We start from the raw sequence: 25,763 nt of genomic DNA, 5'->3' as shown, positions 1-25,763 counted from the left end.
CGGGAGAGCACCATGACAGTACGAATTTTGGCGGTATGCGGCTGCGGACAAGGCAGCTCGATGATCATGAAAATGAAAGTCGGTCAATTCCTTACCCAGCAGGGCGTCAAGCATACGGTGAACAGCTGTGCGGTCGGGGAGTACAAATCCGAACTGGGCGGTGCTGACATCATTGTCGCGTCGACCCATGTGGCGGATGAGATTGTCGTCAGTGGCAACAAGTATGTGGTCGGCGTGCGCAATATGCTTTCTGCGACCGACTTTGGCCCCAAGTTGATGGAAGTGATTGGGGCGCATTTCCCCAAAGACCTGAGCCAGTGAGGGAACGACCATGAAACTGAGTGACTCACTGGCACAGAACAAATCAGTCCTGCTGCAGGCGGAAGCCACCGATTGGCGGCAGGCGGTGAAATTGGGCGTTGAACTGTTGGTCGCCGCCGAGGTGGTGGAACCCCGCTATTTCAACGCCATCTTGGCCGGCGTTGAACGACACGGCCCCTATTTTGTATTGGCTCCGGGGCTGGCGATGCCGCACGGTCGTCCGGAAGAAGGGGTACTGAAAACCGGTTTTGCTTTGGTCACGTTGAAAACGCCAGTGTGCTTTGGCGATGAGGATAACGACCCGATCGATATCTTGATCACCCTGGCTGCGGTGGACAGCCGTACGCATCAGGAAGTTGGCATTCTGCAGGTGGTAAACCTGTTTGAAGACGAAGCCAATTTTGATCGCTTGCGCGCCTGCCGCACGGTGGCTGAGGTACTGGATTTAATCAATCAAACGTCCGCGGCTGCGGCAACGCATTAATCAGGAGAGCATGATGACCCAACATTTACCTATGCTGCAGGTGGCGCTGGATAACCAGTCAATGGACGATGCCTATCGTACGACACGGTTGATCGCCGACGAAGTCGACATCATCGAAGTGGGCACCATTTTGTGCGTGGCTGAAGGGGTGCGTGCAGTGCGCGACCTGAAAGCCTTGTACCCGGATCGGATCGTATTGGCGGACGCTAAAATCGCCGATGCGGGTCAGATCCTGGCACGCATGTGTTTTGAGGCCAATGCTGACTGGATCACCGTGATTTGTTGCGCCGATATCAATACCACCAAAGGTGCGCTGGCCGTGGCGAAAGAGTTCGATGGCGACGTGCAGATCGAACTGACCGGCTTTTGGACCTGGGAACAAGCGTTGGAGTGGCGTCAGGCGGGCGTGCAGCAGGTGGTTTATCACCGTAGCCGCGATGCACAGGCTGCCGGTGTGGCCTGGAGCGATGAAGATATCGCCGCTATTCGGCGCCTTGCCGATATGGGGTTCAAGGTTACCGTCACCGGTGGGCTTGCGTTGAGCGATCTGCCGCTGTTCCAGGGCATTCCCATTCATGTGTTCATCGCCGGGCGCAGTATTCGCGATGCTGCGGATCCGGTGGCAGCGGCACGTGAGTTCAAGCGCGCTATTGCTCAACTGTGGGGGTAAATTATGGCTATGTTGCAAAAGGTCGTCCCGTTGGGCATCTACGAAAAGGCGCTGCCGCCGGGAGAGGACTGGCTGACGCGTCTGCAACTGGCGGGTGAACTGGGATTTGATTTCGTAGAGATGTCGATAGATGAGAGCGACAGCCGTCAGGCAAGGCTGGACTGGAGCAGCGAGCAGCGCCTGGCGCTGGTTCAAGCCGTTGCGACCAGCGGCGTACGCGTGCCTTCACTGTGCCTGAGCGCCCACCGTCGGTTTCCTTTAGGCAGCGAGGATGATGAGGTGCGCAACCAGGGGCTGCAGATTATGCAAAAGGCCATCCGGCTGGCGCAGGATCTCGGCATCCGGGTGATTCAATTGGCGGGTTATGACGTTTACTACCAGCAGGCCAATGACAACACGCGCGAGAGGTTTCGCGACGGTTTGAAACAGGCGGTGGAAATGGCCAGTCGTGCCCAGGTGACGCTGGCGATGGAAATTATGGATTACCCGTTGATGAACTCGATCAGCAAGGCACTGGGCTATGCCCATTACCTGAATAACCCGTGGTTTCAGCTGTATCCGGATATTGGCAACCTGTCGGCCTGGGACAACGACGTGCAGATGGAACTGGTTGCCGGTCGCGGGCATATCGTGGCGGTCCATGTAAAGGATACCCGTCCGGGCGAGTTTAAAAACGTGGCCTTTGGCGAAGGGGTGGTCGATTTTGAAGGTTGTTTTAGTACCTTATTGCACAGTGGCTACCACGGACCCTATCTGATTGAGATGTGGAGCGAAACTGCGACCGACCCGTTACAGGAGGTGAGGGCGGCGAAAGCCTGGGTGACTGAACGTATGGCAAGGGCCGGGTTGGCTATAGGAGCTTAGTATGCTGGAACAACTGAAACAGCGGGTCTATGCCGCGAATATGGCCCTGCCTGCGTACGGGCTGGTGACTTACACCTGGGGCAACGTCAGCGGTATTGATCGTGAACGGGGGCTGGTGGTGATCAAGCCGAGCGGCGTACCTTATGAAAATATGCAGGCCACCGATATGGTGGTGGTGAATATGCAAGGAGAAGTGGTGGCGGGGCGTTTGCGGCCTTCTTCCGACACCCCCACACATTTGGCGCTGTATCGGGAATATGCACAAATTGGCGGCATTGTGCATACCCATTCCACTCACGCTACCGCCTGGGCGCAGGCCGGTAAGTCGATACCGGCGCTTGGCACTACCCATGCCGATTATTTTGCCGGGGATATTGCCTGCACGCGTGGACTGACCGCGGAAGAAGTCGCCGGAGAATACGAGTTGAATACCGGGAAGGTGATAATAGAAACCCTGGGGTGCCGTCAGGCGCTCGACACGCCAGGCATTATCGTGTTCCAGCACGGCCCATTCAACTGGGGCCTCACGCCGGATGAGGCGGTGCATAATGCGGTGGTGCTGGAGGAGGTGGCGAAAATGGCCTGGATCAGCTACGGCATAAATCCTGATATTAGCCGCATTGATGACCATCTGCTGGCAAAACATTATAGCCGCAAACACGGAGTGGCCGCCTATTACGGCCAAGGATAGCTCTGGGTTAAAACGTTATCAGGCACCATACCCCATCATCTTCAGCAGCTGTTGTGCCTGCTGTACCGCTTCCTGGCGGTGGGCCACGCCCAACTTCTGGTACAGGTTACGAATATGGGTTTTGATGGTGGTGGCGGCCACCGCCAGTTCGCCGGCGATCTGGTCGTTGCTGTAGCCGGAATAAATCAGCCCCAGCACCTGCCATTCACGCTGTGTCAGCGGACTGGTGCGGATCAGTTCTGGCACCTGTGGATGAGTTAGCAGCTTATCGACGAAGTTCTCGTCAAAATGCGCAAACTTATGCCGATGATGCTGGTTGATATCGCGCAGAATACGTTGGGCACGGTGGTTTTCCAGCTCCGGCAGCGTATTGAGCTGGATCAATTGGCGTAGCTGCTGTGCCATCGCTTCACCTTCAATAACGAAGTGACTGATAAATCCGGTGCGGCTGGCCAGTGACAACGCCTCCATCAGCACCTTTTGAGCGTCGCTTTTGCGTTCCATCTGCCAGTAAAGTTGATTGCTGAGCAGCAGGTTACGGTTCAGATCGCTGACCAGTCGCAGGCGTCGGGCGTTTTCGTTGAGTTCATCCAACACCACCTCGGCTTCTTCATACTGGCCCAGCATGATTTGTACCCGGGCAATGTTGCGCCACTGGCCCTGCATAAAGTGGTTGTCCGCCATGCCGGGCTTTTCAGTCTGGCGCAGCCATTGGGCCGCGGCGGCAGTATCGCCGGTCATCTGCCAGAGGATCACTCGCGGTTTGTCGGCGTTGGTCAGCCAGTCGCTATGGTAATGGGTACCGTGCAGCAGCACTTCGCAACGTTGCATGTGCGCATTGGCGTTATCCAGATCGCCACGAGCCAGAGAACACTTGGCCAGCATGGCGATGCATTGCAACTGTTGCTGGGGCTGGTAGTTGGCCAGGATTTTCAGACCTTCGCGAGCCGCATCTTCCGCTTCGTCCAGCCGTGACCATGACCACAGGATTTGTGAACGGATGCGCAGCAGGAACTCATGCATCGGCAATTGTTCCAGATGCTGTTCACGTACCAGTTCAAACGCCTTGTCCTGAGTCTCAAAGGCGGCCTGCAGGAAACCCTGAGCGATCAGAATCTCGCTCTGCTGCAACAGTGCCCACAGCGCATAGTGGTAAGCCTGATGGCGCCGCGCCATCTGCTCGGTTTGCTGCATCATCGGCAGTGCACGTGCCAGTTCGCCCTTGCAGTGATGGACTTCGCCGGTCACCGAGGTGGCAACGATACGGCTGTAATAACTGGAAAGTGGCAGGAACTTCAGCGCCTCGGTAGCCAGGCGTTCGGCTTCTTCCGGCTTACCGGCGTTGATCGCTACCTGGGCGCGCAGGGCGTCAAATTCGGCCTCTAAGGTGCGATCGACCTCAATTTTTTGCTCGCGCATTGCCTGTTCGGCGCGTTCCAGCAGGGTGTTCACTTCGCTGTAGCGGTGTTGGCTCTGCGCCAACCAGGCTTGCAGCAGCGCCAGCTTGGGATTTTGGATCAGCCGTTCATATGGCAGCGCATTCAAACACTCTTCCAGCAAGGCCAATTCGCTGTGATGAAACAGCGACCAGGCATGCTGCAGCAGAATGTCGCGCAGCATACTGACGTCGGTGGCGGCCAGCGCGTGGTGAATGGCCTCTGCCGGGTAACCCAGCGCCAGCCAGCCTTCGGCGGCGGCACGGTGCAAGCCGGGCAGCTCCAGTGCCAGTTCCCATTGGCAGCGTTGACGCAGGAAGGTGGCGAACAGCGGATGGAAGCAGAACCATTCACCGCTGTCGTCCATGCGGTGGATAAATAACCCCTGACGTTCGAGTTCTTCCAGCCGTTGCTGGCCGTTGTCTTCGCCGGTCAGACGCACGATCAGCGCATCATTCATGGAGCGCAGCACCGAACAGCGCAGCAGGAAGGCGCGCGCCTCAGCGTCGACGTGATCCAGCACTTCGTCCACCAAATAATCCGACAGGTGACTGGCGTTCAGCCCGGCCAGGCGTTTGGCGGACTGTTGGGCGGAGGAGGTGGACTGCCGGGCGGACAGCGCGATCAGCTGCAGCGCAGTGGCCCAACCTTCGACTTCATCGCACAGGCGGCTGCTGTCTTGCGATTCCATTGGTGCCACCAGGCGGCAGTCGAAGAACTGTTTGGCTTCCTGATGGGTAAAGGCCAGTTGTTGCGTGCCCATTTCCAGCAGTTGGTCGCGCACGCGCAAATTGGCAATACCCAGCGGTGGCAGGGTGCGGGACAGCAGGATCAGCGTCAGGTTTTCCGGCTGGTGGCGCAGGAAAAAGCGCATGGCTTCATGAATGACATCGTTGGTGATCAGGTGGTAGTCATCAATCACCAGATACAGCGGTTGGTGCCATTCGGAAAGTTCGATAAACAATTGGGCAAACAGCGCCGACAGGCTGGCGTACTGATGTTTTTGGCTCAGCGCCTCGCTCTTCACGCAGTGACCGCCGCTGGCGAGTTGCAGGGCGGCGATCAGATAGCTGGCGTAACGCTCTGGCTGGTTGTCGCTTTCATCCAGCGAGTACCAGCCCAAATCTGATTTTCCGGCCGCCCATTGGGCGACCAATGTCGTTTTTCCGTATCCCGCAGGGCAATTGACCAATGTCAGGCGATAGTTGGCCGTGCTGGCGAGTTTGGCCAACAGGCGATCGCGGATCACGGTATTTTGCAGCCGTACCGGACGGCTCAGTTTTGATGGGATCAGCATAGTATTCCAGAGTGAAAAGCGCGGTTCCCGCCGCCGTAGGCCTGCCCGATGGCGTTTTTTTCATCGCGACGCCTGCCGGGATCGGAGTGAGGTTAATTATTTTATGGCTCGTAATTAATCCCCCTCCTAAGTTCTGACAACGTTAAACGTATTGCAACAAGGTTCAGCATTGGCTTGGAGTTAAATTGCTATTGATCACACTTTTTTACGTTTGCAGGCAAATCCCTGTGGAGTCGCGGTGTGGTGGTGCGGTTTGGTGACACAGAGGCAGAAAAGCATTTCCGGCTGTGTGCAACACTATAGCCGCTGCAATATCTATGCTAACGTCCTTGAACAATTTTTCACCTTTTCTCGGTGCTCGCTGCCTTCGTCGGTGGGCTTTTTTGCATGATGCAAGGGAGTCAAAAAGTGCCTGAGATCACAATTTTAGCTACGCCCCAATCCTCCTCCCCAGCTAATCCCCAGGCGGGATGATGCCTTCACTGTTTCTCCCCGGCACGATAACGGTAATTTGACCCACTTACTGGATAGAGAGTTTTCCTTATGTCACAGCCTACGCTTAAAAAGGATGCTTTTCTGGCGGCACTGAACCGTCAGTGGCAACAGTTTGGCCTCAGTTCTGCACAACAGATGACCCAGCACCAATGGTGGGAAGCGGTCAGCCGCGCACTGGCCGAGCAGCTTGCTGCACAACCGGCTCCGCGTAAAAGCAATAAGTCGTTGCGCCATGTGAACTACATTTCGATGGAGTTTCTGATTGGCCGCCTGACGGCTAACAACTTGATTAACCTGGGCTGGTACGACACCGTCGAGCAGGCATTGGCGGAACAGGATATCAAGCTGGCGGATCTTCTGGAGCAGGAAACCGATCCGGCGTTGGGTAATGGCGGGCTGGGGCGCCTGGCGGCCTGTTTCCTGGACTCGATGGCAACGGTGGAGCAGCCAGCCACCGGCTACGGGCTGAATTATCAGTATGGGCTTTTCCGTCAGTCATTTAGCGGTGGCCAGCAGCAAGAAGCCCCGGACAACTGGCAGCGCGAAAGCTACCCGTGGTTCCGCCACAATGCGGCGCTGTCGGTGGATGTGGGCATCGGTGGGAAACTGGAGAGACTGGCCGATGGCCGCGAACTGTGGCGCCCTGAGTTTACCCTGCGCGGTGAAGCCTGGGATCTGCCGGTGTTGGGCTTCCGTAATGGTGTGACCCAGCCGCTGCGCCTGTGGCAGGCCACCCATCAGCATCCGTTTGATCTGAGCGATTTCAACGACGGCAAATTCCTGCAGGCGGAGAAACAGGGCGTGGAAGCGGCCAAGCTGACCAAGGTGCTGTACCCGAATGACAACCACCAGGCGGGTAAGCGCCTGCGCCTGATGCAGCAATACTTCCAGTGTGCCTGTTCGGTGGCCGATATTCTGCGTAAGCACCATTTGGCGGGCCGCAAGATTGAAGAGCTGCCGAAGTACGAAGTGATCCAGCTCAATGATACCCACCCGACCATCGCCATTCCGGAAATGCTGCGCCTTCTGCTCGATGAGCATCAGCTGGACTGGGATGCCGCCTGGGCGATTACCAGCAAAACTTTCGCCTACACCAACCATACCCTGATGCCGGAAGCGCTGGAGTGCTGGGATGAGAAGCTGGTACGCAGCCTGCTGCCGCGTCATTTCTCCATCATCAAGCAGATCAATGCCAACTTCAAAAAACTGGTGGGTAAACACTGGCCGGGCGACGATGCGGTGTGGGCCAAGCTGGCGGTGCACCATGATAAACAGGTGCGCATGGCTAACCTGTGCGTGGTCAGCGGTTTTGCAGTCAACGGCGTGGCCCAGTTGCACTCCGATCTGGTGGTGAAAGACCTTTTCCCGGAATATCACCAGCTGTGGCCAAACAAATTCCATAACGTCACCAACGGCATTACGCCACGCCGCTGGCTGAAGCAGTGTAACCCGGCGCTGTCAGGGCTGATTGATGAAACGCTGAAGATGGAGTGGGCGAACGACCTTGATGCCCTGAAAGGGCTGGAGAAATACGCCGATGATGCGGCGTTCCGCCAGCGTTATCAGCAAATCAAACGTGATAACAAAGTCGTATTGGCCAACTATGTACACGACGTGATGGGGTTGACGCTCAATCCGGACGCGATTTTCGACGTACAAATCAAACGCCTGCACGAATACAAACGCCAACATTTGAACCTGCTGCACATTCTGTCGCTGTATCGTCAACTGCGCGATAATCCGCAACTCGATATCGTGCCGCGGGTGTTCCTGTTCGGTGCCAAAGCGGCACCGGGCTACTACCTGGCGAAAAACATCATTTACGCGATCAATCAGGCGGCTGAAAAGATCAACAACGATCCACTGGTGAAGGATCGTCTGAAAGTGGCGTTTATTCCTGACTACCGCGTGTCTGTTGCTGAGCTGATGATCCCGGCGGCAGATATTTCCGAGCAGATTTCCACTGCAGGTAAAGAAGCCTCCGGCACCGGCAACATGAAGCTGGCATTGAACGGTGCGCTGACCGTCGGCACCCTGGATGGCGCTAACGTGGAAATCGCCGAGCAGGTGGGTGAAGACAATATCTTTATCTTTGGTAACACCGTGGATCAGGTGAAGGCGTTGCTGGCAAAAGGCTATGATCCGCTCAGCTATCGCAAGAAAGACAAGCACCTGAAGGCGATCCTGGACGAGCTGGCGAGCGGTGCATTTAGCCACGGCGACAAGCATGCTTTCGACATGATGCTGCACAGCCTGCTGGAAGGCGGCGACCCTTATTTGGTGCTGGCGGACTTTGCTTCTTATTGCAAAGCTCAACAGCAGGTAGATGAACTCTATCGTGACCGTGATGAGTGGACGCGTCGTACTATTCTTAACACCGCGCGTGTCGGTATGTTCAGTTCGGATCGTTCGATTCGTGACTACCAGCAGCGTATCTGGCAAGCCAAGCGTTAAGGAGAACGAATGGAGCACAAGGTCATCGATCAGGCGGCAGCTCAGGCGGGTATCGCTGCCGATTATATTAATGCCCACGGTCAACAGCAGGCGATCGCTGAGGACACCAAGCGCCGACTGCTGGACGCCATGGGGCGCAGTACGACCCCATTGGAGGCCGCAGTGCTGCCGCTACCGGCGGTGAAGGTGTTCTATCAGGGGGCACCGGTGGCATTGCCGCTGGCAGGTAGCGGCGAGTATCTGTGGACGCTGCAGCGCGAAGACGGTGGCCAGCGACAGGGACGTGCCAGCGCGCGTAAAACTTTTACCCTGCCGGGCGAGTTACCGCCGGGCTATCACCAACTGACGTTGAAGCAGGACGCGCAGCAGTGGCATTGCCGGCTGATCGTGGCACCGAGACGCTGCTTTGAACCGGATGCCTTACTGACCGGAAAGAAGCTGTGGGGCGCTTGCGTCCAGCTTTATACCCTGCGTTCAGACCGTAACTGGGGCATCGGTGACTTTGGCGATCTGCGCCAGATGGTAGAGCAGGTCGGTGAACGGGGCGGTGCTTTTGTTGGACTGAACCCGATCCACGCGCTGTATCCGGCCAATCCGGAAAGCGCCAGCCCGTACAGCCCGTCATCGCGCCGCTGGCTGAACGTGATTTATATCGATGTTAATGCGGTGGAAGATTTCCAACTCAACGACGCCGCACAGCAATGGTGGTTGAAACCGACCACGCAAAAAAAACTGGCCGCAGCGCGTAGCACTGAACAGGTGGATTACAGCACGGTGACGCAGCTGAAGCTGGCGGCGCTGCAGCTGGCATTCCCGCAGTTCCAGGCGCGTAAAGCGGGTGACGAGCAGCGTCAGGCATTTGAGCAGTTTGTTCTCGAAGGCGGTGACAGCCTGTATCAACAGGCGGCTTTTGATGCGCTGCATGCCCATCTGGCAGCCATTGACAGCAGCCTGTGGGGCTGGCCGGCCTGGCCGGAACAATATCAACAGGGCGACAGTGCTGCGGTGCAGCAATTTTGTCAGCAACAGCAGGATCAGGTGCAGTTTTACCTGTGGCTGCAGTGGCTGGCCGCCAGCCAGTTCGCTGATTGTTTCCGCCTGAGCCAGCAACAGCAGATGCCAATTGGCCTGTATCGCGATTTGGCAGTCGGCGTGGCGGAAGGGGGCTCGGAAACCTGGTGCGAGCCGGATCTTTATTGTCTGAAAGCCTCGGTGGGCGCACCGCCGGACATTCTGGGGCCGCTCGGGCAAAACTGGGGTCTGCCACCGATGGACCCGCATGTGATGGCGGCGCGCGGCTATCAGCCGTTTATCGATCTGCTGCGCGCCAATATGACCAGCTGCGGCGCGCTGCGCATTGATCATGTAATGGCGTTGCTGCGTCTGTGGTGGATCCCCTACGGTGAAACCGCGGTTCACGGTGCCTATGTGAAATACCCGGTGGACGATCTGCTGGCGGTGCTGGCACTGGAAAGCCAACGTCACCGCTGCATGGTGATTGGCGAAGACCTCGGGACCGTGCCGGTTGAGATTGTCGGTAAACTGCGCGACAGCGGGGTTTATTCCTATAAGGTGCTGTACTTCGAACGTGACGGTGAGAACCACTTCCGCGCACCGCAGGCCTATCCGGTGCAGGCTATGGCGACCATCACCACGCACGATCTGCCGACGCTGCGCGGTTATTGGCAAAGTGGTGACCTGCAGTTGGGTAACCAACTGGGGCTGTATCCGGACGCCGAGATCCTCAAAGGGCTGTTCGCCGATCGCGAACGTGCCAAACAGGGGTTGCTGGATGGGCTGCACCACTATGGTTGTGTACCGCAGAAGGTAGGAAAAAAGGCGGCGTTGTTACAGATGAGCCCGTTGCTTAACCGGGGCTTACAGCGTTATGTCGCCGACAGTGCCAGCGCCTTGCTGGGTCTGCAGCCGGAAGACTGGCTGGACATGGCGGCTCCGGTCAATATTCCCGGTACCAGCAGTCAGTACCCTAACTGGCGGCGCAAACTGACCCAAACGCTGGAGGAGATGTTTGCCGATCAACAGGTTGACCGGTTACTGAAGGATTTGGACAAGCGGCGGCGTAAGGTATCGGTAGGATAATTGAGGTGAAAATACCGGATTGGGTAAACCGAATCCGGTATTTTTTTATCCGCTGTGGGACATCTGGCCCTGGAACAGGGGATTAATAATAGGAGTGCTCGCCGCGCTGGTGCTCGGTCAAATCGCGTACGCCTTTCAGTTCAGGGAACTTCTGCAGCAGCTCTTTCTCGATGCCTTCCTTCAGGGTTACATCGACCATGGAACAACCGTTACAGCCGCCACCAAACTGCAGGATCGCCAAGCTGTCATCAGTGATTTCCATCAGCGTCACACGGCCGCCGTGGCCTGCCAGCTGTGGGTTGATCTGTGACTGCAATACGTATTCAACGCGCTCCATCAGGGGGGCATTGTCGTCCACTTTGCGCATTTTGGCGTTTGGCGCTTTCAGCGTCAGCTGCGAGCCCAGTTGGTCGGTGACGAAGTCGATTTCGGCATCAATCAGATAAGGCTTGCTCAGTTCGTCGATATAGGCGGACAGCTTTTCGAACTTCAGCTCGGTGTCTGTCGCTTCAACCGCGTCCGGCGGGCAATAAGAGACACCGCATTCGGCTGTAGGCGTACCCGGGTTGATCACGAATACGCGGATTTGGGTGCCTTCCTCTTGATTTGCCAGCAGTTTGGCAAAGTGTTCCTGTGCAGTATCTGTTATACGAATCATGGCATTAGCTCGTTAGTTCAAATAGTTGACTTCTATACCAGGCTGCGCCCCGCCATTGAACGTGAGCACCGCTGGCGGTCATTTGGACGCGCAGCAAGGCGCGAGTCGTGAGGTTTGGTGGGCCAAATAAGCGGCTCGTAACACAGGTGCGCGTTCAAATGGCCCCAGCCCTTCGGGTCGCGCCCCAAAAGCCCGTACTCTGTGTTGTCGGGCTTGAACGTAGGCCCACTATGCCCTGCCCCCTCCGCCTTGATTACGGACTTTTGGGTCTGCGACGGTGCCACGGTCAATGGCGGGACACAGCCTTATTATAATACGCCCATTGCTGTGGCACTACAACGTGCGGCAAACGCACCAGATCTGTATTGATGCCACCCCCTGCTGCTGCAACAACCTGGCAATTTCCGCCACCGTACTGCCCGTCGTTACCACATCGTCCAACAGAGCGACGTGTCGGCCCTCGAGGGACTCATGGCAACGAAATGCTCCGCGCAGATTACGCCGACGCATGCGGGCCGGCAACCCTTGTTGCGGAGCGGTTTTGCGTACCCGGCTCAGGGCTGCGGGGCGGTAGTTGCAGCCCAGCCAGTAAGCCAGTGGCCGTGCCAGCAGGCTGCTCTGGTTATAACCGCGTCGCCAGCAACGTTTTGCCTGCAAGGGTACCGCTAAAATCACATCGGGTCTGTTCAAATGCTGCTCTCGATGCGCCTGCTGCCAGTTTAGCAAAATTAGCCGTGCCAGCAGCGGCGCCAGCTCCGGAGTGTGCTGAAATTTGAATTTTTTGATTAGCTGACGTAATGGGGCCTGATAATCGCTGACGAACACCAGTGCCTGCCAAGGGGGCGGTTGCTGCAGACAGCGGCCACAGGGCAAAACGGTATCGCCGGCGGGCAGGCCGCAGCGGGGGCAGCATAAGGGTTTGGCCGGCAGGTGGCGCAGGCAATAGCTGCAGATGCCATGATGGCTGAGGCGTAATGGCTGTCGGCATAGCCAACAGCGGCTGTAGATTGATAGCATAGCCGTCCTCCCTGACGGATGAGAATGAAAGGACAATAACCGATGACAGCGTTGTACTGGCAAACAATAGGTGAAGGCGATCGCGATCTTGTGCTGCTGCACGGCTGGGGGCTGAACGCGGAAGTGTGGAGTTGCATGCTTGAGCGGTTGACGCCGCATTTTCGCCTGCATCTGGTCGATCTGCCGGGCTATGGCCGCAGCCAGGGGTTTGCTGCCATGTCGCTCGAGCAAATGGCGGAAATTGTGTTGGACGCCGCGCCGGCGCAGGCCTGGTGGTTGGGTTGGTCACTTGGTGGGCTGGTGGCCAGCCAGATTGCGTTGATGCAGCCGCAACGGGTGCATGGGTTGATCACCGTGGCTTCTTCGCCATGCTTTGCGGCACAGGATGACTGGCCAGGGATCCGCCCGGAAGTGCTGAGCGGTTTTCAGCATCAGCTGAGTCAGGATTTTCAGCGTACCGTAGAGCGTTTTTTGGCATTACAGACGCTGGGCACGGAAAGCGCACGACAGGACGCCCGTCTGCTGAAATCGGTGGTGCTTAACCAGCCGACGCCGAGTGTTGAAGTCCTGAACGGCGGTCTTGAAATATTGCGGACTGCCGACCTCCGCCAGCCGTTGGCGCAGCTGTCGCTACCCTTGTTGCGGGTTTACGGTTATCTGGACGGATTAGTGCCGCGCAAGGTCGCTGAATTGCTCGACGTCATTTGGCCACACTCACCATCAATCATCATTGCGAAAGCAGCCCACGCGCCATTTATTTCTCAGCCTGTTGAATTCGCTGAAATTATCTGCACCTTTGTGGCCGAAAGTGGGATCCGCCGCGAAAACGCACAATAAAGCGTTAAAAAATAGCCGCTTAGTGGATAAAAAATAAACCTGTCCGATACTTAGGGAGGTAACTGCGTTGGCTGGGAAATGAAAAAACCGTTCATGGTTTTTTTACTTTGGCGTTTCGTCTCTGGGAAAACGGCTCTCGTCAGGGAAAGCAGCGAGGTCAGAAAATGTCACGGCAGCTGGTGTTATGACGCATTTACCCTGGACAGTTATTCATAATAAATAAACTATCCATTGAGAGGTATTGTAATGAAATCTTTGAAAATGATTATTGCCGCGTTAGTTGTAGGTTCAGTGTCTTTCAGCACCATGGCAGCTACCCTGCTGACCAAGGAAGATCTGGACAAGAATCCGGGTAAATACGAGAAAGTAGGGACAGTAACCACCACCGCACAGACCACGTCGCCAATGGACGCAAAAGAAGAGCTGTCCAAACTGGCCGATGAAAAAGGCGGCCAATACTACGTTATTCTGGCAGGCCGTGAACACGGCAAGTTCAGTGCTATTGCTGACGTGTATAAAGACAAAAAATAACTATTGATTCAAAAAGGGGCGCGCCTGTGCTGTGCCCCGATCCTTGCTTACGACTTCAAACGATAGGCCACCGTACTGCACTTCTTGCCCTCAGGGCAGCTTTTGCAACTGCCGCTCAGGCAGGCGTCGTTATCCTGCTCAATTCGCTCCACTTTCCCCATCGCGATTAAACGTTCCAGCATTGCCTGCACTAACGGCAGCGGAGCCGCCAACTGACGGCTGAGTTGAAGCGCCTGCACGCTGCCGTGCAGTGCCATTGCATCGCGGACCTGCAACAGGCCGGCCATCAGTGACACTTGCCCTTGGCACCCTGACAGCAGGCCGCAGGTGTGGCGTTGCCCAGACGCACCGTTACCCGACTGCGCGCCCGACGCAGGCCGAACAGGATCAACAGATTGAACAGCACCACGATGGTTATCGCCGTCAGGCTGTACTGTGGGTGCTGGCTGAAGGTGGCGACCTGATAAAACAACGTGGCCAACGAGTAAGCGACATTCAGCCCCCAGAGAATGGAGAAGGTCATCCAGCCACGGCTGGATTCACGGGCGATAGCCCCCATGACCGAGACGCAGGGGACGTACAGCAACACGAAAATCAGGTAGCTGTAGGCGGAAACCCCGGAACCGAATTTACTACTCATTACGCCCATCGAACCGACGTCCATTTCCCCGTCGCCCTTGCTGGCCTCAATCGGGTTGGACAGGACGCTCAGGCTGAAGGTGTCTTTCAAGCCCTGCCAGGTAGTGTCCAGGGCACCGCCCAGTTCGTCCAGCAGGTTAAAGTTGGCGGCGTCAAACTCGGTGTTATTGATGTGTTCGGCGGTGTACAGCGTGTTCAGCGTGCCGACCACCACTTCTTTCGCCATGGCCCCGGTGACCAGGCCGACGGTGGCCTGCCAGTTATCATTGTGTACGCCCATCGGCTGCAGCAGCGGTGTCAGCACCTTGGATACCGATGCCAGCGCGGAGTCATTGATGTTATCCACCGGCTTGCCGCTGAACGAAAAACTGTTCAGGCCGCCAATGAAGATGCTGGCAATCACGATCACTTTACCGGCACGCAGGACGAAGCCTTTCAGTCGCTGCCAGGTTTGCAGCAGCAGGCTTTTCAGGTGCGGCACGTGGTAGACCGGCAACTCCATAACGAAGGGGGAGGCTTCGCCGCGCATGATGGTGTACTTCAACACCAGCCCGGTGAGGATCGCCACGACAATGCCGAGCATATACAGGGAAAACACCACGCCAGCTCCATCCTGGCCGAAGAAGGCGGCGGCAAAGACGGCAAAGATTGCCAGCCGTGCACCGCAGGACATGAATGGCGCCATCATGATGGTAATCAGGCGTTCGCGCTGAGCATCCAGCGTGCGTGCACCCATGATCGAAGGCACGTTACAGCCGAAGCCGACAATCAGCGGCACAAAAGATTTACCCGGCAGTCCGAGTGCCTGCATCAGGCGATCCATCACGAAGGCCGCTCGCGCCATATAGCCGGAGTCTTCAAGAAATGACAGGAATAGATACATCATGCCGATTTGTGGCACCAGCGGCAGCACGGTGTTGATACCGCCACCTACCCCTTGAGCCAGGAAAATGGTCAGCCATTCCGGGAAGTGCAGGTTAAAGCCCAGCCATTGAATGCCCTGGATAAAAATGGCCGCAGAGCCAATATCGAAAATCGGCTGCAGTGCGCCGCCTATGTTGATCGCCAGCAGGAACATCAGATACATCACCACCAGGAAGATTGGTACTCCCAGCCAACGATTGAGGATCACTTTATCCAATGCTTCGGTCAGGCGGTTTGGCATCGCCTGCTGAGAATTACTGACGGCGTCACACAGGGTGGCAATCGACTGATAGCGCGCATCGGCGATCACCAGTGCCGGGTCTTCCTGATGCTGCTGTTGCAGTGTCTCTTTGGCTGCCGGTAGCAGAGCCGCTGCCGGGCCAGCCAAAGTATGGCTGTAGATATCGCCCTCCAGCATCTGCAGTGCCAGCCAGCGACGCTGTTCGCTCGGCAGGTTTTGCGGCATCGCATCGCTCAACGTGGTCATTTCTTTCAGCAGCACCGGCGGGTAGAGCACCAGCGCTTTCAATTCGTTGAACTGATGATTGTCGATCATCTGCTTTAGTACGCCAATACCGTCGGCCTTGGTGGAGACCAGCGGTACCACCGGGCAGCCGAGGCGTGCGGACAGTGCAGCAGTATCAATATCGATTTTCTGGCTTCTGGCGATATCCAGCATGTTCAGCGCAACGATGCAGGGAATGCCCAGTTCCAATAGTTGCAGCGTCAGGTACAGATTGCGCTCCAGATTGGAAGCGTCAACCACGTTGATCAACAGGTCTGCATCGCCGCTCAGGATGTAGTGGCAGGCGATCTGTTCGTCGAGTGAGGTTTGCTCCGAGATGGTGGTCAGGGAGTAGGTGCCGGGCAGATCGACCAGTTTGACCTGGGATTGTGGCGTGGTGAACAGGCCTTCTTTACGTTCTACCGTCACCCCCGCCCAGTTACCAACCCGCTGGCGCGCGCCGGTAAGCTGATTAAACAGCGTCGTCTTGCCGGAGTTAGGATTTCCTATTAAGCCAATAGTGAGTTTTTTCATAATTTTGCGTGATATCAGTCAAGGGAAATTGGGCCAGGCAATGTGCGTGGTCAAAGCAAGGCGGCTCAGCGTCAGGATTGGCCGTCGAGCAGGATCAGGGCCAGATCTTTCCTGCGCAGCACCAGGCTGACGCGGCGAGTTTTAATTTCTATGGGATCGCCCAGCGGCGCTACGCGCACTACTTCAAACGATGAACCCGGCAGTATGCCGAGTGATAAAAGTTTCTGGCGGTAGGCTGGGCCAATGTCATTGGCGAAGCCGGCGATCTTATACGATCGTTTAGGCAGAAGATGCATGTAACCTTCCCTGAGCCCAGCTTATTGGGCTGATGGTGATAAAGAACGTTCCAAAGGAAGCGTCGTGGTAAACATGACGCGCCGGCGACGTTTTCAATCCATGAAGTAATGTAGTGAACACGCAAAATAATAATAGTGAGAATCATTATCGCATTCAATACAAAAAATAGGGGTATTGGCAACCAAAGGTTGTGGCGATCACATTTAACGATCGAGATTGCCTGATGGGGCTACTTTTATCACCCAGCCTGGCCAAGTGTAAATGAGAATGATTGGTTAAATCAGTTACATTATTGTAGTATTTTTTTCCAGATTGAAAAAATTAGCGAAAAACTCAATAGTCATGATCCGGAAGTGTCACTATTGGTATTTATTTGGCAACATCTCAGTGGCTAAATACGAGCGGTAACTATTTGTGTTTCTCTGAGAAATACCAAAATGAGAACATGATGTTAATAACGGTGTTAATCGATGGCTATTTTCAGGCCTGAAACATCGGGCCATTATGGCTGTTGGCAAGATTGGAGAAATATGCAGGTTTATTGAGGCGGGTCAAATAATCGCGGGGATAGTTCGGCAAGAAAGGGCGGAGTTTACTCCGCCCTGCATCCCATTGGCCTGGCCAGGGCCTGATTAAGATTTTTTGCCGAATGCCGCTGCCAGCGCATCGCCCATGGCGCTGTTACCCGCCGAGGTGTTGTTGTTGCCGCGTGGTTTGGCCTTATTGGCCGGTGCCCGGTTTGCGTTGTCTCTTGCCGGGGCGGCGTTACCGCCGCGGCGTGGTGAACCTTCCCCCGGTTGCTCGTCCAGACGCATGCTCAGCGCGATGCGTTTGCGCTGCAGGTCAACTTCCATCACCTTCACTTTGACGATGTCGCCGGCTTTCACTACGGTGTGCGGATCTTCGACAAACTTGTCCGCCAGCGAGGAGATATGCACCAGACCGTCCTGATGCACGCCGATATCGACAAAGGCCCCGAAGTTGGTGACGTTGGTCACTGAACCTTCCAGGATCATCCCCGGCTGCAGGTCGCTCAGGGTTTCGACGCCTTCGGCAAAGGTAGCTGTTTTGAATTCCGGACGCGGATCGCGGCCTGGTTTCTCCAGCTCTTTCAGGATGTCGGTCACCGTCGGTACGCCGAACTTGTCGTCGGTAAAATCGCCGGCCTTCAGGCTGCGTACGGCTGATGGGTTACCCATCAGATCCTGCAATGCCTGGCGGGTGGCGGCCAGAATACGTTCGACTACCGGGTAGGTTTCCGGGTGAACGGTCGAAGCGTCCAGCGGATTGTCACCGTGGTTGATACGCAGGAAGCCAGCACACTGCTCAAAGGCTTTTGGCCCCAGGCGACTGACTTTCAACAGCTGCTCACGGTTGCTGAAACGGCCGTTCTCATCACGCCAGGTGACGATGTTCTGCGCCATCATGCGCGTCAGGCCGGCTACGCGGGTCAGCAGCGGCACCGAGGCGGTGTTCAGATCGACCCCAACGGCGTTTACGCAGTCTTCAACCACCGAATCGAGCTTTTTCGCCAGTTGGCTTTGGCTGACATCGTGCTGGTACTGGCCAACACCGATGGATTTTGGATCGATTTTTACCAGCTCGGCCAGCGGGTCCTGCAGGCGGCGGGCGATGGAGACGGCACCACGCAGCGAGACGTCGAGATTCGGGAACTCCAGCGCCGCCAGTTCGGAGGCGGAATATACCGAGGCACCGGCTTCGCTGACGATCACTTTCTGTGCTTTGACTTCGCTGAACTGCTGTTGCAAATCAAGGTAAAAACGCTCGGTTTCACGCGACGCGGTACCGTTGCCGATGGCAACCAGTTCCACCTTATGTTTGATGCACAGTGCCGCGACGATGGCCGCGGCTTTGGCGGCCTGACCGGTGTGCGGATAGACGGTGTCGGTGGCGACCAGCTTGCCGGTGGCATCCACCACCGCCACTTTCACCCCGGTACGCAAGCCCGGATCCAGCCCCATGGTTGCACGCATGCCGGCCGGTGCGGCCATCAGCAGATCGTGCATGTTACGGGCGAAGACGTTGATCGCTTCGTCTTCTGCACGTTCGCGCAGGGTACTCATCAGTTCGGTTTCCAGATGCAGCAGCACCTTGATACGCCAGGTCCAGTTGACCACCGCTTTGCGCCAGGTATCTGCTGGGGCGTTATTCAGACGCAGGTTGAGATGGCTGATGATGATCTGTTCCGCCTGGCTTTCGCGCGGGGCTTCTTCAAACTGTGGGTCGGCGTTGAGCGCCAGTTGCAGCACGCCTTCGTTGCGGCCACGGAACATCGCCAGAGCACGGTGTGAAGGTACCTGAGCAATAGGCTCATGGTGATCGAAATAGTCACGGAATTTGGCACCTTCTTCTTCTTTGCCTTCCACCACTTTGGATACCAGATGGGCGTTTTTCCACAGGTAGTCACGTACCTTGGCCAGCAAGGCAGCGTCTTCGGCGAAGCGCTCCATCAGGATGTAACGCGCACCGTCGAGGGCGGCTTTAACGTCCGCCACGCCTTTGTCGGCGTCAACGTAGCCTTCGGCCAACTGTTCAGGTTGCTGCTGAGGATCCTGCCACAGGGTGTCCGCCAAAGGCTCCAGACCGGCTTCAATCGCGATCTGCCCACGGGTGCGGCGCTTGGGTTTGTACGGCAGGTAGAGGTCTTCGAGTTCGGTTTTGCTTTGCGTGGCGGTGATCGCCTCCGCCAGCTGTTCGGTCAGTTTGCCCTGCTCGTCGATCGATTTTAGGATGGTCTGACGGCGGTCTTCCAGTTCACGCAGATAACCCAGGCGGGTTTCCAGCTGGCGCAGTTGGGTATCGTCCAAACCCCCGGTGACTTCCTTACGATAGCGTGCAATAAAGGGCACGGTATTACCTTCATCCAGCAGACGGATGGCGGAGTCAACTTGCTCCGGCCGGGCCTGAAGTTCTGTTGCAATAATGCGGCTCAGTGGGTCATTCATAGGTCTGGTATCTGTTGAGAATGGTTAGTAAACAGGGGAACAGTTATACGGATTGCTCGTGGAAAATGCCAGTGAAGCGGGCCGCCTCTCGGCAGCAATGACGCGTAAAGCGGCCTGTACCGCGGCGGTGGGCGGCCGCTCGGAAAAAACTGAAATCTTATTTAACGTACTCGATCTCATTCACATACCACAGCGCCTCGCCTGCCGGGGTGTTGACGGTGGCGGCATCTCCCACTTCTTTTTTCAGCAGCGCGCGGGCCATCGGTGAATCGATGGAGATGTAGTCCCGGCGGCCAAAAATCTCGTCATAGCCGACGATGCGAAAGCGTTTGATCTCGCCATCTTCGTTTTCCACCACTACCCAGGCACCAAAGAAGACTTTACCTTCCTGCTGCGGCGAGTGGTCGACGACCTTCAACTGTTCGAGGCACTTGGTCAGGTAACGCACCCGGCGATCGATTTCCCGCAACCGTTTTTTGTTGTACTGATAGTCGGCATTTTCGCTTCTGTCACCCAGGCTGGCCGCCCAGGTCACTTTTTTGGTGACCTCTGGCCGATCTTCACGCCAGAGGTAGTCCAGCTCTTTTTTCAGTTTTTCGTACCCTTCACGGGTGATAAGCGGAGTTCTCATGCAACCTTGTTACCGTGGCAATAGTGGAACCTATAGCGCGAAGTGTACGACAGATACGGGGCCAGAGGCATCGAAAATAGAACCAGTCAGGGGACGCTGTCGACGATCGTGACCGACATCTCACCGATGCGCTCGATACTGACGTCGATGCGATCGCCTGCCTGTATCGCGGAGACCCCTGCGGTGTAACGGTATAAATTATGTCCCCCGGCTACAGGGTAAACATCGCCGAGGCATAGGCGATCAGGCGCTGTACGTTATAAATCAGGTGACGGGTGTTGGAGTGCTGCCGGAGCTGACCGTTGACCCGAATGCTGATATCCAGCGCGTTCGGGTCGTCGATTTTATCGGGGGGAAATACGTGGGTTATTCCAATGCGATGACGACAAAAGTACCGATGAATGTCCGGGAGAACATTAGGTGCATTGTTACTGGCGGCTTAGAGTGAGGGTAGACTCGCCGGCACCAGGGCTAATCAGGTTATAAATACGTTATTAATTTGAGGGCCAGTCCCCTGCAGTTCACGATGATGATGTCATTCTTGCGGGAGGGCTGAGTGGGCTTTTTACGGCGAAACGAGACAATAATGTGTGGATTAATTAGTCTGCTGTATGAAAGATATTGATAATTCGGTAAAAGAATAAGCTTTGTAACAATTTAGTCTAGAATATATACCAATAATTGCTGTCCGAATTGGCATGGTTTTTTAACAATATTCACGTCAGGCAATACAGCCTTTGGGAGTAATACAATGCAAGAGAATCATAAGATTCTGGTCGTCGATGATGACATGCGCTTGCGCGCGCTTTTAGAGCGTTATTTAACCGAACAGGGTTTTCAGGTTCGCAGCGTTGCCAACGCTGAGCAAATGGATCGCTTGCTGACACGTGAATCCTTCCACCTGATGGTGCTGGACCTGATGTTGCCGGGCGAGGACGGGCTTTCTATCTGCCGCCGTCTGCGCAGCCAAAGTAACCCTATGCCGATCATTATGGTGACCGCCAAAGGTGAAGAAGTCGACCGTATCGTTGGCCTGGAAATCGGTGCTGACGATTACATCCCAAAACCCTTCAACCCGCGTGAACTGCTGGCCCGTATCCGTGCGGTATTGCGCCGTCAGGCCAATGAACTGCCGGGCGCCCCTTCGCAAGAAGAAGCGGTGATTGCCTTTGGCAAATTCAAACTGAACCTGGGTACCCGCGAAATGTTCCGTGAAGACGAGCCTATGCCATTGACCAGCGGCGAGTTCGCGGTACTGAAGGCGTTAGTGAGCCATCCGCGTGAACCGCTGTCGCGTGACAAGTTGATGAACCTGGCCCGCGGCCGTGAATACAGCGCCATGGAACGCTCCATCGACGTGCAGATTTCTCGTCTGCGCCGTATGGTTGAGGAAGATCCTGCGCATCCACGTTATATCCAGACCGTTTGGGGTCTTGGCTACGTCTTCGTTCCGGACGGCAGCAAGGCATGAGACGATTACGCTTTTCACCGCGTAGCTCGTTTGCCCGAACCCTGCTATTGATCGTCACCTTGCTGTTCGTCAGCCTGGTGACGACCTATCTGGTGGTGCTGAACTTCGCCATCCTGCCCAGTTTGCAGCAGTTCAACAAGGTATTGGCCTACGAAGTTCGTATGCTGATGACCGATAAGCTGCAGCTGGAGGATGGGACTTTGCTGGAGGTGCCTCCGGCGTTCCGTCGTGAAATCTATCGCGAACTGGGGATTTCTCTCTACACCAATTCGGCGGCGGAGGAGAGCGGTCTGCGCTGGGCGCAGCATTATCAATTCCTCAGTCAGCAAATGGCTCAGCAGCTCGGCGGGCCAACCGACGTCCGGGTAGAGGTGAACAAAAATTCACCGGTGGTGTGGCTGAAAACCTGGCTGCAGCCGGATATCTGGGTGCGCGTTCCGCTGACCGAAATTCACCAGGGCGATTTCTCGCCGCTGTTCCGTTATACCCTGGCAATTATGCTGCTGGCGATAGGCGGTGCCTGGCTGTTTATTCGTATTCAAAACCGTCCGCTGGTGGAGCTGGAGCATGCCGCTCTGCAGGTGGGCAAAGGTATTATTCCGCCGCCGTTGCGTGAGTACGGCGCATCTGAGGTGCGTTCGGTAACTCGGGCCTTTAATCAGATGGCGTCGGGCGTTAAACAACTGGCGGATGACCGCACACTGCTGATGGCTGGGGTCAGCCATGACCTGCGTACACCGCTGACGCGCATCCGTCTGGCAACCGAGATGATGAGTGCCGAAGACGGCTACCTGGCGGAGTCGATCAATAAAGATATTGAAGAGTGCAACGCCATCATTGAGCAGTTTATTGATTATCTGCGCACCGGCCAGGAGATGCAGACCGAGTTAAGCGATCTGAATGGCATTCTGGGTGAAGTGGTCGCGGCCGAGAGCGGCTATGAGCGGGTTATCGAAACCGCCATGGCGCCAGGTGAGCTGATGATGAATGTGCATCCTCTGTCGATCAAGCGTGCGGCGGCGAATATGGTGGTCAATGCGGCGCGTTACGGCAACGGCTGGATCAAGGTCAGTAGTGGTCGTGAACTGCAGCGCGGCTGGTTCCAGGTGGAGGACGATGGCCCGGGCATTAAACCGGAAGAGTTGAAACATCTGCTGCAGCCGTTCGTCCGTGGTGACAGCGCACGTAGCACCAGTGGGACCGGACTTGGCCTGGCTATTGTACAACGTATTATCGATGGCCATCACGGCGCTCTGGATATCGGCACCAGCGAACGCGGCGGGTTGTTGATCAGGGCTTATATTCCGTTACCGATGGAAAAGAAAGAGTCGGCCAACGGCCATCAGGCAGTGAAAGACAGCGCCAAACTCCCCTGACAGTGAAGCTGCCCTGTCAGGGTTTTCTGCTCATCACGTAATATTCCGCCGCTTCTTCATGCAGACGCCGACCGGTGCTGGCTTGCCAGGGGTCGATTAATTCAATTCCGCAATGGATAAAGTCTTTGGTATTACGCGTGGCCAGGGCGGCACCGTAATGCAGGCAGGTAGCGGCGATCTGGGTGTCTGGGAAACTGACGCCGATGCCTTGGCGGCGGTTGGCACCCATTAACTCCGCGTGTTTCAGAGCGCAGCCAGTGTCAAAGGGTAAAACCCTGTCCAGAAACTCTTCCTGCAGCATTACGCCGAGATTCGACTGTAACTCAAACTGATTTTTGCCATAGGGCATGCAGGTTATGCCAGTATATAGCTCAGCTACCACGACAGCGCTCAGATAGAATTGATACGTATCTTGTTGATCCAGCCACCTTAAAACATGGTAATGAGGTGCCGGGCGCAGTAACTCTGAAACTACATTGGTATCGAGAATGATCATACCTGGTCATCATCGTCATCAAAGGTGACAATGCGCACGGGTGTTTTATCACGCGGTGGGATTTCCAGTTCAACTCCGCCCAACTCGGCAAAGTGTTGATGTATGCGAGTGCCTAAACCATAGCGCGACGGTTTTTTCACCAACGCCTGTTTCAAAATCATACGAGCTTCCTCCTCCATGGAATGGCCATTTTTCGCTGCCGAAACGCGCAGCAACTCTTTTACTTCGTCGTCCAGATTTCTGACGGTTATGCTAGCCATTGAAACCTCCTTTGCTATCAATGATTGCAGTGCTTATTATCCCTTTGCGTTGGTTAAATAACAACCGATAAGAATAAAAAAAGGCGTGGGATCCACGCCTTAGCTGAAGCTGAAAAGAAGGTATTACAGTTTTGGTCCGGCGCTGACCAGCGCGGCACCTGCCGGAGTATCCGTGTATTTGTCAAAGTTGGTGACAAAACGCTCGGCCAGGTCCTGTGCCTTCTCTTGCCATTGTTCAAGGCTGGCGTAAGTGGCGCGTGGATCCAGGATATCCGGGTTAACGCCCGGCAGTGAGGTTGGCATCGCCAAGTCGAAGATAGGCAGAGTAATGGTTTCTGCCTTATCGATTTCACCACTGAGGATCGCGTCGATAATGCCGCGGGTATCCTTGATCGAGATACGTTTGCCGGTGCCGTTCCAGCCAGTGTTCACCAGATAAGCCTGCGCGCCGGCAGCCTGCATGCGTTTCACCAGCACTTCAGCGTACTGCGTTGGGTGCAGCGACAGGAAGGCTGCGCCGAAGCAGGCGGAGAAGGTTGGGGTAGGTTCGGTCACGCCGCGCTCGGTACCGGCCAGTTTGGCGGTAAAGCCAGACAGGAAGTGGTACTGGGTCTGGTTAGCGGTCAGGCGAGATACCGGCGGCAGTACGCCGAAGGCGTCTGCGGTCAGGAAGATCACCTTGGTGGCGTGACCCGCTTTGGAAACCGGCTTCACGATATTCTGGATGTGATAGATCGGGTAGGAAACGCGGGTGTTCTCGGTTTTCGAACCATCATTGAAATCTATGGTGCCATCAGCCAGAACGACGACGTTTTCTAGCAGCGCATCGCGTTTGATGGCGTGATAGATATCCGGCTCCGCTTCTTCAGATAGCTTGATGGTTTTGGCGTAGCAACCGCCTTCGAAGTTAAATACGCCATCGTCATCCCAGCCGTGCTCGTCATCGCCAATCAGCTGGCGTTTCGGATCGGTGGACAGGGTGGTTTTGCCGGTACCGGACAGGCCGAAGAAGACCGCCACGTCGCCTTTCTCGCCTACGTTGGCCGAGCAGTGCATTGAGGCGATGCCTTTCAGCGGCAACAGGTAGTTCATGATGGAGAACATACCCTTTTTCATTTCGCCACCGTACCAGGTGCCGCCAATCAGTTGCATGCGCTCGGTCAGATTGAAGGCGACAAAGTTTTCCGAATTCAGGCCCTGTTGCTGCCAGTTCGGGTTAGTGCATTTGGCACCGTTCATCACCACGAAGTCTGGCTCGAAATCCTGCAGCTCTTCATCGGTCGGGCGGATGAACATGTTTTTAACGAAGTGCGCCTGCCAGGCTACCTCGGTAATAAAGCGAACTTTCAGACGGGAGTCGGCGTTGGCGCCGCAGAAGGTATCCATCACAAACAGGCGTTTGCCGGAGAGTTGCGTGGTGACCAGTTGTTTCAGGTCTGTCCAGGCTTCCGGGCTAAGGGGTTTGTTGTCGTTTTTACCTTTACCCTGATCGGCCCACCACACGGTGTCGCGGGTGATGTCGTCACGGACAATGTACTTATCTTTCGGGGAACGGCCGGTAAAAATACCGGTGTCGACGGATACAGCACCTAGCTTGGTTACTACCCCACGCTCAAAACCTTCCAGAGATGGGTCTGTTTCTTCCTTGAACAGCAAGTCATAACTCGGGTTGTGAACGATTTCGCCGACGTTATGAATCCCATAAGCGGCCAGATCCTGAGGGGTTATACCTTTAACACGCATGTCACTACTCCTTGGTCACAGAATTTCTGGCGCCAATTGTAGGGGTTCAGCAGCGAGTAACCGCGA

General features: G+C 55.9%; 23 protein-coding genes. 11 read left to right on the top strand and 12 right to left on the bottom strand.

From position 1 onward, the window contains the following. The first annotated feature begins 12 nt into the window (after positions 1–12). The 5 genes from ulaB to ACUTQ5_RS20910 are packed head-to-tail and all read left to right on the top strand — an operon-like array spanning position 13 to position 3,030. Positions 13–321, top strand: coding sequence for a PTS ascorbate transporter subunit IIB (gene ulaB, locus ACUTQ5_RS20930; RefSeq protein ID WP_445652801.1), 309 nt, complete (start codon positions 13–15; stop codon positions 319–321). Between the two features lie 10 nt (positions 322–331). Then, on the top strand, positions 332–805 hold the full coding sequence (ulaC, locus tag ACUTQ5_RS20925) for a PTS ascorbate transporter subunit IIA (RefSeq protein WP_445652800.1): 474 nt from the start codon (positions 332–334) through the stop codon (positions 803–805). A 13-nt stretch (positions 806–818) separates the two neighbouring features. After that, entirely contained in the window at positions 819–1,475 is a 657-nt protein-coding gene (locus ACUTQ5_RS20920) for a 3-keto-L-gulonate-6-phosphate decarboxylase UlaD (protein WP_445652812.1), read from the top strand. A 9-nt stretch (positions 1,476–1,484) separates the two neighbouring features. Beyond that, on the top strand, positions 1,485–2,339 hold the full coding sequence (locus tag ACUTQ5_RS20915) for an L-ribulose-5-phosphate 3-epimerase (protein ID WP_445652811.1): 855 nt from the start codon (positions 1,485–1,487) through the stop codon (positions 2,337–2,339). Positions 2,340–2,343: 4 nt separating this feature from the next. Continuing rightward, on the top strand, positions 2,344–3,030 hold the full coding sequence (locus ACUTQ5_RS20910) for an L-ribulose-5-phosphate 4-epimerase (protein WP_445652810.1): 687 nt from the start codon (positions 2,344–2,346) through the stop codon (positions 3,028–3,030). Positions 3,031–3,048: 18 nt separating this feature from the next. Here ACUTQ5_RS20910 and malT read toward each other — a convergent pair whose 3' ends face one another. Then, on the bottom strand, positions 3,049–5,763 hold the full coding sequence (gene malT / locus ACUTQ5_RS20905; RefSeq protein WP_445652799.1) for an HTH-type transcriptional regulator MalT: 2,715 nt from the start codon (positions 5,761–5,763) through the stop codon (positions 3,049–3,051). A gap of 543 nt (positions 5,764–6,306) precedes the next feature. Here malT and malP point away from each other — a divergent pair. Continuing rightward, on the top strand, positions 6,307–8,712 hold the full coding sequence (gene malP / locus ACUTQ5_RS20900; RefSeq protein WP_445652798.1) for a maltodextrin phosphorylase: 2,406 nt from the start codon (positions 6,307–6,309) through the stop codon (positions 8,710–8,712). Positions 8,713–8,721: 9 nt separating this feature from the next. Then, positions 8,722–10,812: a 4-alpha-glucanotransferase gene (gene malQ, locus ACUTQ5_RS20895; RefSeq protein WP_445652797.1), complete on the top strand. Its 2,091-nt coding sequence runs from the start codon at positions 8,722–8,724 to the stop codon at positions 10,810–10,812. 82 nt (positions 10,813–10,894) lie between these two features. Here malQ and nfuA read toward each other — a convergent pair whose 3' ends face one another. Beyond that, on the bottom strand, positions 10,895–11,470 hold the full coding sequence (gene nfuA, locus ACUTQ5_RS20890) for a Fe-S biogenesis protein NfuA (protein WP_261432458.1): 576 nt from the start codon (positions 11,468–11,470) through the stop codon (positions 10,895–10,897). 333 nt (positions 11,471–11,803) lie between these two features. Next, positions 11,804–12,487: a DNA utilization protein GntX gene (gene gntX / locus ACUTQ5_RS20885; RefSeq protein WP_445652796.1), complete on the bottom strand. Its 684-nt coding sequence runs from the start codon at positions 12,485–12,487 to the stop codon at positions 11,804–11,806. Positions 12,488–12,529: 42 nt separating this feature from the next. Between gntX and bioH the strand changes: the two genes are divergently transcribed. Together bioH and ACUTQ5_RS20875 are read left to right on the top strand one after the other, a co-directional pair. Then, entirely contained in the window at positions 12,530–13,324 is a 795-nt protein-coding gene (gene bioH / locus ACUTQ5_RS20880; RefSeq protein ID WP_445652795.1) for a pimeloyl-ACP methyl ester esterase BioH, read from the top strand. Between the two features lie 246 nt (positions 13,325–13,570). Continuing rightward, positions 13,571–13,855 (top strand): YdgH/BhsA/McbA-like domain containing protein, encoded by a 285-nt coding sequence (locus tag ACUTQ5_RS20875; protein WP_445652794.1) that lies wholly within the window; start codon positions 13,571–13,573, stop codon positions 13,853–13,855. Between the two features lie 47 nt (positions 13,856–13,902). Here ACUTQ5_RS20875 and ACUTQ5_RS20870 read toward each other — a convergent pair whose 3' ends face one another. The 6 genes from ACUTQ5_RS20870 to ACUTQ5_RS20845 all read right to left on the bottom strand — a co-directional run bounded on the left by ACUTQ5_RS20870 (position 13,903) and on the right by ACUTQ5_RS20845 (position 20,664). After that, entirely contained in the window at positions 13,903–14,142 is a 240-nt protein-coding gene (locus ACUTQ5_RS20870; protein WP_445652809.1) for a FeoC-like transcriptional regulator, read from the bottom strand. Next, complete coding sequence (gene feoB / locus ACUTQ5_RS20865; RefSeq protein WP_445652793.1) at positions 14,142–16,457, bottom strand: Fe(2+) transporter permease subunit FeoB; 2,316 nt, start codon at positions 16,455–16,457, stop codon at positions 14,142–14,144. The genes ACUTQ5_RS20870 and feoB overlap by 1 nt, the downstream gene beginning before the upstream one ends. 71 nt (positions 16,458–16,528) lie before the next feature. Next, positions 16,529–16,753, bottom strand: a complete 225-nt coding sequence (gene feoA, locus ACUTQ5_RS20860) for a ferrous iron transporter A (protein WP_445652792.1) — start codon at positions 16,751–16,753, stop codon at positions 16,529–16,531. Between the two features lie 633 nt (positions 16,754–17,386). After that, on the bottom strand, positions 17,387–19,720 hold the full coding sequence (locus ACUTQ5_RS20855) for a Tex family protein (protein WP_445652791.1): 2,334 nt from the start codon (positions 19,718–19,720) through the stop codon (positions 17,387–17,389). Between the two features lie 157 nt (positions 19,721–19,877). Further along, complete coding sequence (gene greB, locus ACUTQ5_RS20850; RefSeq protein WP_445652790.1) at positions 19,878–20,351, bottom strand: transcription elongation factor GreB; 474 nt, start codon at positions 20,349–20,351, stop codon at positions 19,878–19,880. Between the two features lie 211 nt (positions 20,352–20,562). After that, on the bottom strand, positions 20,563–20,664 hold the full coding sequence (locus tag ACUTQ5_RS20845; RefSeq protein ID WP_445652808.1) for a fumarylacetoacetate hydrolase family protein: 102 nt from the start codon (positions 20,662–20,664) through the stop codon (positions 20,563–20,565). 438 nt (positions 20,665–21,102) lie between these two features. On the opposite strand from ACUTQ5_RS20845, the gene ompR reads away from it, so the two are divergent. Then, positions 21,103–21,822, top strand: a complete 720-nt coding sequence (ompR, locus tag ACUTQ5_RS20840) for an osmolarity response regulator transcription factor OmpR (protein ID WP_004709363.1) — start codon at positions 21,103–21,105, stop codon at positions 21,820–21,822. Then, a complete protein-coding gene (gene envZ, locus ACUTQ5_RS20835) occupies positions 21,819–23,198 on the top strand; it encodes a two-component system sensor histidine kinase EnvZ (protein ID WP_012147296.1) in 1,380 nt (459 codons plus the stop codon). Before ompR ends, envZ begins: the two co-directional genes overlap by 4 nt. 16 nt (positions 23,199–23,214) lie before the next feature. On the opposite strand, the gene ACUTQ5_RS20830 is transcribed toward envZ, so the two are convergent. From ACUTQ5_RS20830 to pckA, 3 genes are all read right to left on the bottom strand, one after another. Then, entirely contained in the window at positions 23,215–23,694 is a 480-nt protein-coding gene (locus ACUTQ5_RS20830; RefSeq protein WP_445652789.1) for a type II toxin-antitoxin system VapC family toxin, read from the bottom strand. Further along, positions 23,691–23,954, bottom strand: a complete 264-nt coding sequence (locus tag ACUTQ5_RS20825) for a FitA-like ribbon-helix-helix domain-containing protein (protein ID WP_445652788.1) — start codon at positions 23,952–23,954, stop codon at positions 23,691–23,693. The genes ACUTQ5_RS20830 and ACUTQ5_RS20825 overlap by 4 nt, the downstream gene beginning before the upstream one ends. A gap of 123 nt (positions 23,955–24,077) precedes the next feature. After that, positions 24,078–25,697 carry a phosphoenolpyruvate carboxykinase (ATP) gene (pckA, locus tag ACUTQ5_RS20820; RefSeq protein WP_445652787.1) on the bottom strand — a complete coding sequence of 540 codons (1,620 nt, stop codon included), beginning with the start codon at positions 25,695–25,697 and terminating at the stop codon, positions 24,078–24,080. Positions 25,698–25,763: the final 66 nt, after the last annotated feature.

This window comes from Serratia sp. NA_112.1, from assembly GCF_052691715.1.
This window is presented reverse-complemented; position numbering and strand designations above follow the sequence as displayed.